At 44.8% G+C, this 12022-nt stretch carries 9 protein-coding genes; 6 read left to right on the top strand and 3 right to left on the bottom strand.

From position 1 onward, the window contains the following. Nucleotides 1-130: 130 nt before the first annotated feature. The 3 genes from NL645_RS07840 (at nt 131) to NL645_RS07830 (ending at nt 2427) form a co-directional block, all read left to right on the top strand. Nucleotides 131-313, top strand: coding sequence for a hypothetical protein (locus NL645_RS07840; RefSeq protein ID WP_005377960.1), 183 nt, complete (start codon nt 131-133; stop codon nt 311-313). Nucleotides 314-726: 413 nt separating this feature from the next. Further along, nucleotides 727-1119 (top strand): SulA-like leucine-rich domain-containing protein, encoded by a 393-nt coding sequence (locus tag NL645_RS07835; RefSeq protein ID WP_109168452.1) that lies wholly within the window; start codon nt 727-729, stop codon nt 1117-1119. Nucleotides 1120-1323: 204 nt separating this feature from the next. Beyond that, the gene (locus NL645_RS07830) at nt 1324-2427 is read left to right on the top strand and encodes a phosphoribosylaminoimidazolesuccinocarboxamide synthase (protein ID WP_124008755.1); all 1104 of its coding nucleotides are present in this window, start codon (nt 1324-1326) and stop codon (nt 2425-2427) included. Between the two features lie 79 nt (nt 2428-2506). On the opposite strand, the gene NL645_RS07825 is transcribed toward NL645_RS07830, so the two are convergent. The 3 genes from NL645_RS07825 to NL645_RS07815 form a co-directional block, all read right to left on the bottom strand. Next, complete coding sequence (locus NL645_RS07825; RefSeq protein ID WP_253651517.1) at nt 2507-4180, bottom strand: alkaline phosphatase; 1674 nt, start codon at nt 4178-4180, stop codon at nt 2507-2509. Between the two features lie 329 nt (nt 4181-4509). Next, nucleotides 4510-4887, bottom strand: a complete 378-nt coding sequence (locus tag NL645_RS07820; protein WP_005377965.1) for a hypothetical protein — start codon at nt 4885-4887, stop codon at nt 4510-4512. A 288-nt stretch (nt 4888-5175) separates the two neighbouring features. Beyond that, entirely contained in the window at nt 5176-7530 is a 2355-nt protein-coding gene (locus NL645_RS07815) for a helicase-related protein (RefSeq protein WP_253651577.1), read from the bottom strand. A gap of 213 nt (nt 7531-7743) precedes the next feature. Here NL645_RS07815 and NL645_RS07810 point away from each other — a divergent pair, with 213 nt between their 5' ends. The 3 genes from NL645_RS07810 to NL645_RS07800 all read left to right on the top strand — a co-directional run bounded on the left by NL645_RS07810 (nt 7744) and on the right by NL645_RS07800 (nt 11911). After that, nucleotides 7744-9432: an NAD-dependent malic enzyme gene (locus NL645_RS07810; protein WP_005395857.1), complete on the top strand. Its 1689-nt coding sequence runs from the start codon at nt 7744-7746 to the stop codon at nt 9430-9432. A 154-nt stretch (nt 9433-9586) separates the two neighbouring features. Next, the gene (locus tag NL645_RS07805) at nt 9587-10321 is read left to right on the top strand and encodes a vancomycin high temperature exclusion protein (RefSeq protein WP_031780501.1); all 735 of its coding nucleotides are present in this window, start codon (nt 9587-9589) and stop codon (nt 10319-10321) included. 219 nt (nt 10322-10540) lie between these two features. Next, nucleotides 10541-11911 (top strand): DASS family sodium-coupled anion symporter, encoded by a 1371-nt coding sequence (locus NL645_RS07800; protein WP_005395853.1) that lies wholly within the window; start codon nt 10541-10543, stop codon nt 11909-11911. The last annotated feature ends 111 nt before the right edge of the window (nt 11912-12022 follow it).

The raw sequence follows: 12022 nt of genomic DNA, 5'->3' as shown, positions 1-12022 counted from the left end.
CAAGCGCCGCAATCGATCTCCCTCTCAAACAAATTAACAGACATTTAACTTAAGTCTCGCTTTTATGCCATAATGCTCAGCGCAAAATAACACCTAACGACTCAAATTAATCTAGGTGGGGAGAAAATCAATGTTCACTGAAGAAGGTACCTGTGATTGGTGTAAAAAACCTAGTCTTGTAACTCGTCACGATTATTTAGATGGCAAGCACCATTACTCATGTAAAGCTTGTTACGACATGGCAAAAATCGACGTGCGCCTATTTAACCAAGGCGAATTGCAAATGCGCGAACGCTTGCAACGAGCGAGCTAAGCAAGACGGAATCAACGGAACTGATTTTCAAAAGCGCCTTTTAAGGCGCTTTTTTGATCGGCCAAGCCCTATTTCCAATCTCTATCTCGTATTCCCTCCTATCCTACATAGCATGTCGCATCGGTTATCAGCCCCTCTCCTACTGTATACAAACCACTGCCCGTGAAAAAACACCTGTATATACAGTAGTAAGCCCCTGTATGTCTTTCGTCCAATTTTCTACTCATCTCACATTTTTAAATTGATGTTAGACATATCAGAAATGAAAAATAACCAAATAAATTCAGACACTTAAAATAAAACCCTTTTGTTTCCTTCTCAAAAAAACGCAAATAACTTTTGATAAACGGGTTGATCAGGTCGTCAAAACAAACTACTGTATACACATACAGCATGTATAAAGGAACAGTAAGATGCAGTTACAAAGTCAATCTCATACATACTCTCGTTACAACGTATTGGCACAAGCAACTCAGCCCATGGCCGTTTCGGATCAGCTTCTATCTAAGCTGGCTGTTTTATCGCAGCAGAAACAATGGATTTTGTTTACAGCAGACTGCCCTCGCCCTGACTTTGAACAACTCACTGCTTCTAATATTTGCTGTAGAAACGTGATTCAAATGAAGCCTTCTCAACAGCTTTCAGAAGTCGAGATCGTGATCAAAGCCATCCGATCAGGTAATGCCAGTGCTGTTGTCGCATCAAATAAAATTGCACTTATGAATCAATCGATGTTGCACGACATGGCGCAACGCTATCAGTGTGAAGTCTTTTTCGTCGAAGGCAGAGTTAATAAGTACCACTAATAAGTTCGACGTTATCCATCCTGCATCTCGCCTCCTTTTTAAGGGGGCTTTTTTTTGTATTAAAGAAAACAGGCAAACGTTTGCTTTTTCTCTGGCGAGTTAAAATAGTTCTGGTATGATGCCCACATTCGATTTATTCAGCGCCCACATTTTGCTGAATATCTTCTCTTTCTGACGTTTGATTAAGATGATAGGAATGTCGCAATGAGCCTTGCTAATCAAGTACTTGCCGTCAATGACGACCTGCCAATTCGCACCCATAAACCCGTTCATAGCGGAAAAGTTCGTTCAGTTTACTGGTTAACTGAAGAAGACAGCGCCCGACTGATCAAAGAAAAAGGATACGATGTCGCTCCAGATGCGCCTTTGGCTATCATGGTGATTAGCGACCGAATCTCTGCATTCGATTGTATTTGGCATGCTGAAGGTGGTCTTAATGGTGTCCCAGGTAAAGGGGCTGCGCTTAATGCGATTTCTAATCACTGGTTCAAACTATTCAAAGAAAATGGCTTAGCAGATAGCCACATTCTAGACATTCCTCACCCTTTTGTTTGGATTGTACAAAAAGCCAAACCTGTAAAAATCGAAGCCATCTGCCGCAAATACATCACGGGTTCGATGTGGCGCGCTTACGCAAATGGCGAGCGCGAGTTTTGTGGAATCCAACTTCCTGAAGGGTTAGGAAAAGACAAAGCACTGCCAGAGTTGCTCATGACCCCATCCACAAAAGGCATTCTAAAAGGTATTCCCGGTGTGCCAGAAGCGGATGACGTTAATATTACTCGTCAAAATATCGTAGACAACTACGAAGAATTTAACTTCTCAAGCGCTGACGATATCGCACTCTACGAAAAACTGCTGAAAGAAGGCTTTAACGTTATCAGCCAAGCGTTAGAAGAAATCAACCAAATCTTTGTCGATACCAAATTCGAATTTGGTTATGTTCATGATGCTGCTGGCAATGAAAAGCTGATTTACATGGATGAAGTGGGTACACCAGACTCGTCTCGTATATGGGATGCTAAAGAATACCAAGCAGGTCACATCGTAGAGAACTCAAAAGAAGGTTTCCGCCAGTTCCTACTTAACCACTTCCCTGACCCAGATATCTTGCTAAACAAAGAACGTATGCCAGAGCGCGAAGCACTCGCTCGTGATAATGCTTTACCCGTCGAATCTTTGATGGCGATTTCGAGCACCTACATTGGTATTGCCGAGAAGATTACAGGAAAGCCGATTCATTTGAGTGAGAATCCGAAAGCGGAAATCATCGAAGTACTGAGCAAAGAATACGGATTGATTGACTAGCACTGTCGCTAGATTAGCTAAACGCTTTCCAATAAAAAGTCCGCAATAGCCTGCGGACTTTTTTCGTATTAGGCTCATTTTAGCCGATATTTAACGTAGTACCATCAGTTGTGGAGGCTGACTTGGTCGTCACCTGATATGTTTTGTCTTTAATCGTTGATACGAAATACCAGGTCGACTCTGCTTTGTCGGGCGTAAAAGTAACGCGCATAAAGCCACGCTGTTTGATATCTGCCCACTGTAATTCTGACACTAAGTGCGGCAACGTGTATTCCATTTGAGCGATCGCAACAGGATCTAACGCTAGGTAGGCCTCTAGCCCAGGGGAACTCACCGAGCTAGTTGCAAACTCTACCCCGATAAGATGCTTAGATACGTCTTTAAGCTCACTTGCCCATGCGTTGTGCGTATCTCCTGCCAAGCAGACAAAGTTACCACTGCTGGCTTTGGCCAGTTGATAAACTTTCTCTCGCTCAACGTAGTAACCATCCCATGCATCTAGGTTATACGGGAGAGAAATGGTATCTGAACTTGGGTCAGAGAGGTAACCCGTAATCGCAGAGTTTACTGCTAATAACGCCTCTGTTTTTTGTTCTTCAGTGGCAGTAAACAATTGAAACATCGCGGTCATAACCGAACTTGGCAACTCCATACGAGACATTAACACTTGTTGCCCTAGCACATTCCAAGTTGCGTTGTGCGTACTGAACGCATCCATCAGCCAAGCGAGTTGGTCAGCGCCTAACAGCTCTCGGTCTTCACTGCGCGACTGAGCAACTAAACCACCAATCGCTTCCATCGTTGGTGAGCTGAGCGAGAAGTAATCCAACGGTTTATCACGCCCCACAAGTCGCGTGTCGAGCATCATCAAATTGACTAAACTTCCAAACGAAAACTGACGGTAAATCAGCATGTTTGAGAAAGTGTTTTCACGAACGGGCAACCATTCTGTCCACGCGGCAGCCGCAGCTGCACGACGATCATTAAAGCTGCCTTCCTCTTCTTGATGGTTTTCCGCACCATTTTTCCAACTATCATTTGCAAGCTCATGGTCATCCCAGACAGCAATCATTGGTAGGTTCGCATGTAACGCTTGCAGATCAGCATCTTGGCGATATTGCGCATACCGTTTTCGGTAATCATCTAAGGTAATACATTCAGTGCCTTTGCTTGGCTCTCGCCCTAGTGCCTCAGCATCTTCACTAGCGTAGCCACCAGCACCATACTCATAAATGTAATCACCGAGATGAAGCACCACATCAAACGGGTCTTGTTCATGTTGATTTAAGATCTCTCGATACACATGGAAATAGCCTGCAGGATAGTTTGCACAAGAAACAACCGCCATGGATGCCTTTTCTACACCATCTTCTGGTAATGTTTGAGTTTGCCCGACTTCGCTAGTGACATCTCCAGCCATGAATCGATAGTAGTAGCGAGAATTTGCGTTGAGATTTTGAACATCGACTTTTACCGTGAAATCTCGGCTCGTGTCTGTGGCAAAAGTGCCACTTTGCACGATATCAGTAAAATTTTCGTTAGATGAAACTTGCCAGCTTACATCTGCGTAGCTTGCTGAGGTCGTAACACGAGTCCAAATGATTACTTGTGTTTGAGTAGGATCTCCACTCGCCACTCCGTGCTCAAAGGTAACCGCAACAGACTCACTAGCATCGCTACCACAGCCCACCAGCCCGGTAACAATAGCCGTTGAAGAGGCAGCTTTCATAAAGTCTCGACGAGACAAAGACATATTGACTTCCTTTCTTATTGTGTTTGTTTTTATGCCCAAATGACGTGGTGACTCAATCATCCTTGTGTGCCAATAAGGGACGTTAATTCGAACTTACAGTACCAACCACTTAGTCGGTAATTTGTCCTAAAAACACAAAGTTAGAAGCTAGTTATGACAATTGCATTTCCAAACGTTACATTTTTGTTAATTTAAGTGCAAATACTCTATATTCATCACACTTCCAAGACCTGTGACAAAAACCTCAAAATAAAAAAGCGACCTACTTTGAGGTCGCTTTTCATTGCACTATTGTTAAGTGGTACATTGATGAAGTGGAAATGCTCAGCCTAAAACTTGATGTTAAGGACATCTTGTTCTGACGTGTCCACCTTCAACTGACTGCGAGATTCTATGTACTCGATTTGCTGAACATCGAGCGAATATGGCATAACGACTCGCAATTCGTTGATCCCTTCATGTTTAGCTAACTGGGTTAAGCGGACCAAATTGGATTCATCACTTTTACGAGAAGACATCGATTTTAATGCGGCATCCCACAACCGATCTTCAGGCTTGCTCAATTCCGCAATGTTCTGTTTCCACATCAAACCGAAAATAGGCGCGATGGTGGCAAATGCCTCTAAGAAGGTCCATTTTTTACTACCTGTCGCCCCTAAAAAGCTAGTGTAGTCGAATTCAATGCACGTCTTTCCTTGTTGATCCATTCTATGCCCCCGACACTCGAAAATGAGATATACCAAATATCGTTCAACTGTTTTGATATAGCAATGGGATATAAAACATTCGTCTTTTATGCCCTAATTTACATACAAAAGGAAATATTAAAACCAGCTTTGTAACAACTGATGTACAGCTTCGCCATATATAAGCATTCAATTGATTAATATTTCAATTAAGAAACTAAAAACAACACGCAAGTAACGCTATCAATATGAAATCATTATAGATTCACCAAGAAAATATCAATTCTTGTCACAACGTCATCCGCCTACCTACTTCACATCAATCACTCGACTGGCCTTTTTATACTGTATCTTCCAACCAGCCCAGCGTGGCAGCTCCCAACGCTTTGGGTCTCCCTTACGGTTTCCCTCTCGATAAATGACCTGTACCAGCTTGCGAGACGCGTAATACTCAACATCCAGTTGGAGTTCTGGCAGCGAAAGTTCTAAAGGGTACTGCTCCGTGAAATCGTCGTATTCCCATTCCGGAACACCGTTAAATGTTAAGTCTTCCGGTTCAAACAACGCCATATCATCGACATTTTCAACGCCTAATGTTTCCAACTGATCCTTTAACCAGCTAGAAAATGTCAAGGAGGCCAAGTCGTTAACCTCTTCTTCTTCGACATTAAGGCCCAATGCGTTGTAGAGTTTCCAGTGTTGGATTTGTTGTTTTCTTTGAGAAGCAAAACCTGGTAACAGGGTCTCGTCTTCTATCATTTCGACAATAGACTGAACAGCAACATCACCTTGTAACGCTTGGTGTTCAGAACAGACTGTTCGCCCGGCGTAGACCAAATGCATTGTTGCTCTTGGCGTCTCTTCTTCATAATTCGTCTCACCTTGTTGCCACTCCCCAAATTCAAGTTCGCGTAACAACGTCAGCGGGATAGGCATCATGACCGATGCGAGGTTTAGTGTTTGCTTAACGCCTCGTCCTGGCACGCTATGGCTATCTAGCACAATGGCCGCTTCTTCTTTATCAGGAAAGCGGCTGTTACGCCCAACCAGCATCTCGACTACGCCATTTCCTAGAGCATCTCTTCGACGAGCTCGTCGGACAAACACAAGCTCAGGGTGTAATGAGGCGATGGAGAAAAAGAGCGCTTCACGTTTATATCGAGAGGCAACGTCAAGTTCCGGTAATTCAAATACTTCTCGCATTTGTTTTGCTAAACCTTGTGCCTCTTCGAGTGCGCTGGCATCAATGACAATACCAGGGAGTCGCTCCCCCCGAACCAAACGGATCAGCAAAGAGGCATCACATCCGTATGGCTCCTCTTGAGATAGAAGCTCAGCAACTTCACCACTTTGTCGCTGATAAAGCTGCGCAGGCACAGATAAGGCGGCAGCCAAATCAATCATTGCTTCCTTCTCTGGCTTCGCTTGAATTCTGGTAACAAGATCGGCAAACAGTGCATCAATGGGTAGTGGATATACTTTTCTCCCGTGCTGCGTAACATTGCCATCCTCATCAATCGCTTCCATAGATAACAACGTCGAATGAGATGCCTCTAGCGACTTTGGAGGAATTGAGTCGAGAAAATCGAGTGTTGAAAGACGGTATCCACAACAAGCAGCTGCCAGCATGGGCTCGACGAGCTCTTCTCTGCGCAATTCTGGAGGCGTCACTAATTCTAACGGCGCGTGTTCACCATATAGACGAATACAAGCTCCTTCAGCAACACGGCCCGCCCGCCCCATTCGCTGCGCGGCGCTGGCCTTAGAAATGTGGGTCAGCGTCAGTGCTGTACGTCCATTTCGTTGTACTGTTCTGCGCTCTAAACCACTATCGATTACTACCCGGATATTAGGAATGGTCAGAGAGGTTTCCGCAACATTGGTTGCCAATACGACTTTTCGTTGTTTTTGCGTAGTTAACGCGCGGTGCCGTTCTTCATCACTAACCGAGGCATGAAGTTTGACCACCATGACTCCGCCGCAACTTTGTAGCATCTGAGCACATTGGGTGATCTCTTTGCGTCCAGGCAGGAAAACAAGAATATCGCCATCTTCATCTTCCAATGCTTCTTTTACCGCTCTGACAACCTCTTGTTCACATCCCTTCTTATTCGGTAAATAACGGCTGTCTAAAGAACGATGTGTCACCGTGACTGGAAAGCAACGCCCTTCGGATCGCAGACGCTTCGCATTCAGGTAACGCGCTAGCTTTTCGCCCTCCAGCGTAGCGGAAGTGACGATCAACCGATGTTGATTTTCTTGCTTCAAAATTGCGGTTAATAGATCAATATCCCAGCGTCGCTCGTGCAATTCGTCCACTATCACGATATCGAAGCCTGCTAGCTTGTTTTCCGCAAACCAACGCAGTGCGACTCCCGGAGTCACAAATACAACTTCGGTTTTTTCATCAAAGTAGGCATGAAGCTTGATCGCGTAACCAACTTTGCGACCTATTGGCTCACCAGATTGCTCCGCAAGATATTCAGCCAACGAGGTACAAGCAATTCGACGTGGTTCAATAACCAGCACGCGTCCGTGTTTTGCCGCCCACATAGGCAAACGGGTAGATTTACCTGACCCGGTTTCGGCTTCCACCACGAGATGGTTTTGGTTCACATGTTGGTCAAACTCGGCTTGCAGGCTGTCGATAGGTAGTTGAAACATAGAAATTGGATTTGATTTGATGATGCAGAACATTATACCCAAGTAAAAAAATCCTGCTTTAGGTATCTCTAAACAACCAATATTGCCGATATTTTCGGCGGTATCTGAGTTTTTTTGCGACATTACATTGATGTGCATCAACGCATGTTTACAACTAAATGGTGAACCCGTTAAAATTTGGTGCGCATCCTTCAACCCTACATAAGGCACCCAATGAACAACGATAAACGCCCACTATATATTCCATATGCGGGTCCGGCTCTTTTAGCAACCCCTCTTTTGAACAAAGGCAGTGCATTCTCTGCTGAAGAACGTAGTTCATTCAACTTAGAAGGCTTGCTTCCAGAGTCTACCGAAACAATCCAAGAGCAGGTGGAACGTGCCTACCAGCAATACAAGAGTTTCGAAAGCGATATGGATAAGCACATTTATCTGCGTAATATCCAAGACACCAACGAAACACTGTATTACCGCCTAGTGCAAAACCACATTTCTGAGATGATGCCTATCATCTACACGCCAACTGTCGGCGCAGCATGTGAAAACTTCTCTAACATTTACCGCCGTGGTCGTGGTCTATTCATTTCATATCCGAACCGTGACCGTATTGACGACTTGCTGAATAATGCAGCAAACCACAACGTTAAAGTGATTGTTGTGACAGATGGTGAACGTATCCTTGGCTTGGGTGACCAAGGTATCGGCGGCATGGGTATTCCTATTGGTAAACTGTCACTTTATACCGCGTGTGGTGGTATCAGCCCTGCTTACACGCTACCAATCGTGCTTGATGTGGGTACCAATAACCCGCAACGTTTAGCTGATCCGATGTACATGGGTTGGCGTCACCCTCGTATTACGGGTGCAGAATACGATGCATTTGTAGAAGAGTTTATTCAAGCAGTACAGCGCCGTTGGCCTGATGCCTTGATCCAGTTCGAAGACTTTGCTCAGAAAAATGCGATGCCTCTTCTTGAGCGTTACAAAGATCGCGTGTGCTGCTTCAATGATGATATTCAAGGCACGGCGGCCGTTACTGTTGGCTCTCTACTTGCAGCCTGTAAAGCAGCAGGTACTCAGCTGTCTAAACAGCGTATCACCTTCTTGGGCGCTGGCTCTGCTGGTTGCGGTATCGCAGAAGCGATCATCGCACAAATGGTATCGGAAGGGATTTCTGACGAGCAAGCTCGCTCTCAAGTTTACATGGTTGACCGTTGGGGTCTGTTACAAGAAGGCATGCCTAACCTTCTTGATTTCCAACAACGCCTGGTGCAGAAACATACCAATACGAAAGAGTGGGAAAATGAAGGAAATGGCTTCTCACTCCTCGACGTTATGCGTAACGCCAAACCAACGGTACTAATTGGTGTTTCTGGTGCTCCTGGCCTATTTAGCCAAGAAGTCATCGAAGAAATGCATAAACACTGTAAGCGTCCGATTGTCTTCCCACTGTCGAACCCAACAAGCCGCGTAGAAGCAACACCGAACGACATCATTCGTTGGACAAATGGTGAAGCACTGGTTGCAACAGGTAGCCCATTTGAGCCTGTGGTTCATGAAGGTCGCACTTACCCTATTGCCCAATGTAACAACAGCTACATCTTCCCTGGCATTGGCCTTGGTGTACTTGCTGTAAACGCAAAACGTGTCACCGACGAGATGCTAATGGAATCAAGCCGTGCGCTCGCAACATGCTCTCCTCTAGCAATCAACGGTCGTGGTGCGCTACTTCCACCGTTGGAAGAGATCCACTCGGTATCGAAAAAGATCGCGTTTGCTGTTGGTAAGAAGGCAATCGAGCAAGGTGTGGCGTTAGAAATTACTGATGAAGCATTGAACGTGGCGATTGAACAATCGTTCTGGCAGCCAGTTTACCGTCGCTACAAACGCACTGCGTTTTAAGCTTGAGACATTTCGTTTAATAATTAGCCCCTACCATGTAGGGGCTTTTATTTTTTTATCATCCTAACCAGATTTTGGCATAAATGGGCTTCTCTCTTTTTGTTTCTATCAGATATGATGAGAACTACATTTTTAGTTAAGGATATAAAACGTTTTGTTGTTTTCTCGCATAAGATCAAAGTGGAAGCTGAAATTTTCCTGGAAGCGACTTGCTTTGATTTTGTCGATCTCTGTACTTAGTCTGCTTGTTTCTGTTATTGCCATCGACCGGTGGGTGGTTTTACAAGCCAAAGAAAGCATTTTCACTGAATACGAACAAATACCTCAACATGAGGTTGCTGTGGTTCTCGGTACCAGTAAATACATCGGTAAGATCCTCAACACTTACTACACTCATCGCATTAATGCAGCGATTGAGCTTTACAACCAAGGCAAAGTAAAACAGTTTTTATTGAGTGGCGATAACGCCCATCGCTCCTACAACGAACCGTGGACGATGAAACGCGACTTACTTAAAGCCGGCGTGCCTGAGGAAGTGATTCACCTTGATTATGCTGGCTTTCGTACTCTAGATTCGATTGTGAGGGCGAAAAAGATTTTTGCTTCGGAGCGCTTTCTGATTGTGACTCAGCGCTTTCATTGTGAGCGAGCGCTGTTTATTGCCGATGCTTACAACATTGATGCGCAGTGTCTTGCGGTAGCAGGACCTACGACAAACAAACAAAAAACATCAATGCGTATTCGAGAGTTGCTCGCCCGTGTGAAAGCCTTTTTAGACCTCTACATTATTAATACGCAGCCCAAGTTTCTTGGTCCTCAAGAACCTATCGTTGCAGTAAAAGAGCCTGAAAAAATCTCTAATGAGCCTCTGCAAGTTCCCGTCGAATAGAGTAACAACGCAGCTCACAAGGCTAATAACATTTCTATAAAACAAATGGGTAGTTTTCTACCCATTTCCAATTCTCAACATCACATTTTCTAATTTGCTCTACGATTCAGGCAAAACTCTTTTTTGCATTCCAAGTAACATTTAATCAATAAATAACTACAAGTCAGTTACTTTGCCATAAAAAAACCGACAAAAGGCAATGCAAAAGGAGCACTACCCATGACCGCACTCGCTGTGACATTGAAGAACTGGTTCTTCACTCGCAACAGCATGATTTTGAACGCGAATATCGTATTGTTCATTATCTTGTTTAATACCCTACCCTTTGAGCCACAAGTAGTAACCGGCCTGAGCATCTTAGTTTTTGTTGCTATTCTTTGGCTAACCGAAGCGATTCACGTCAGCATAACCGCGCTACTCATACCATTACTTGCGGTATTTTTAGGCGTGTTTAACACTCAGACCGCACTGAACAACTTCTCCAACTCCATCATCTTTCTATTCTTAGGTGGTTTTGCACTTGCTGCAGCTTTGCATAAACAGAAGTTAGACCAAGCTATTGCTGATAAAGTGCTGTTACTCGCACGAGGCAAAATGTCTGTCGCTGTATTCATGCTATTTGGTGTGAGTGCTGGCCTGTCAATGTGGATTTCAAACACCGCCACTGCCGCTATGATGCTGCCCCTTGTACTGGGTGTGATGACAAAGCTAGACGCGAAGAAAAATCACAATACCTTTTTGTTTGTTCTGCTCGGCATCGCTTACAGTGCTTCGATTGGTGGTATTGCAACGCTGGTTGGTAGCCCACCAAACGCCATTGCAGCAGCTGAAGTTGGCCTAAGTTTTACTGAGTGGATGAAGCTCGGTGTGCCTATCTCATTAGTACTAATGCCAATCGCTATTCTCGTGTTGTACACCATGACTAAGCCTGACCTTAGCCACAAGTTTGACCTTGACCATCAGCCTGTCGAGTGGACAAACGGCAAAATGATTACACTGGCTATTTTCTTACTGACGGTCACGTTGTGGATTTTCAGTAAGCCTATTAACGCGATGCTAGGGGGCTTCGCTAAGTTCGATACCCTTGTCGCAATAGGTGCGATCCTTCTGCTTGGGGCTTCTCGCGCTGTAGAGTGGAAAGATATTGAGAAAACAACCGACTGGGGTGTGTTAATCCTATTTGGTGGTGGTATCTGTTTGAGCAACGTTCTAAAAGCAACCGGAACAAGCGTATTTTTGGCTCATAGCTTGTCAGGCTTCCTTGAGCAAGCCGGTATCCTTCTGACGATTCTTGCTGTGGTTGCTTTTGTTGTCTTCTTGACTGAGTTTGCAAGTAACACCGCTAGTGCTGCACTGCTGGTCCCTGTATTTGCAACCATCGCAGAGGCCTTAGGCATGTCTCCGGTCATTCTCTCTGCATTGATTGCCGTCGCTGCATCTTGTGCATTTATGTTACCAGTTGCAACACCTCCAAACGCGATTGTGTTCGGTACGGGTCATATCAAGCAAAAAGAAATGATGCGAATTGGTTTCGTCTTAAACATTGCCTGTATTGCTGCACTAACGCTTTTCGCTTGGTTGTTCTGGTAAAAACAGCAAGTTCGATTAGCACTACACTGCTGCTCACGGTAATCGTATCGATGACCCAAACTTCCCCCTAAGTGGTGTTCAGCAGTTTCCCTCTTGGTGGCCAGTTGGCCA

The sequence above is a fragment of the Vibrio sp. Y51_MX_L26 genome, from assembly GCF_024181935.1.
Lineage (GTDB): Bacteria > Pseudomonadota > Gammaproteobacteria > Enterobacterales > Vibrionaceae > Vibrio > Vibrio diabolicus.
Note: the sequence above shows the minus strand (reverse complement) of the source record. Positions and strands in the feature narration are given on the sequence as shown.

Excerpts from the sequence above, each read along its gene's own strand:
- NL645_RS07840 (WP_005377960.1), top strand. The coding sequence starts at position 131 with ATGTTCACTGAAGAAGGTACCTGTGATTGGTGTAAAAAACCTAGTCTT.
- NL645_RS07835 (WP_109168452.1), top strand. The coding sequence starts at position 727 with ATGCAGTTACAAAGTCAATCTCATACATACTCTCGTTACAACGTATTG.
- NL645_RS07830 (WP_124008755.1), top strand. The coding sequence starts at position 1,324 with ATGAGCCTTGCTAATCAAGTACTTGCCGTCAATGACGACCTGCCAATT.
- NL645_RS07825 (WP_253651517.1), bottom strand. The coding sequence starts at position 4,180 with ATGTCTTTGTCTCGTCGAGACTTTATGAAAGCTGCCTCTTCAACGGCT.
- NL645_RS07820 (WP_005377965.1), bottom strand. The coding sequence starts at position 4,887 with ATGGATCAACAAGGAAAGACGTGCATTGAATTCGACTACACTAGCTTT.
- NL645_RS07815 (WP_253651577.1), bottom strand. The coding sequence starts at position 7,530 with ATGTTTCAACTACCTATCGACAGCCTGCAAGCCGAGTTTGACCAACAT.
- NL645_RS07810 (WP_005395857.1), top strand. The coding sequence starts at position 7,744 with ATGAACAACGATAAACGCCCACTATATATTCCATATGCGGGTCCGGCT.
- NL645_RS07800 (WP_005395853.1), top strand. The coding sequence starts at position 10,541 with ATGACCGCACTCGCTGTGACATTGAAGAACTGGTTCTTCACTCGCAAC.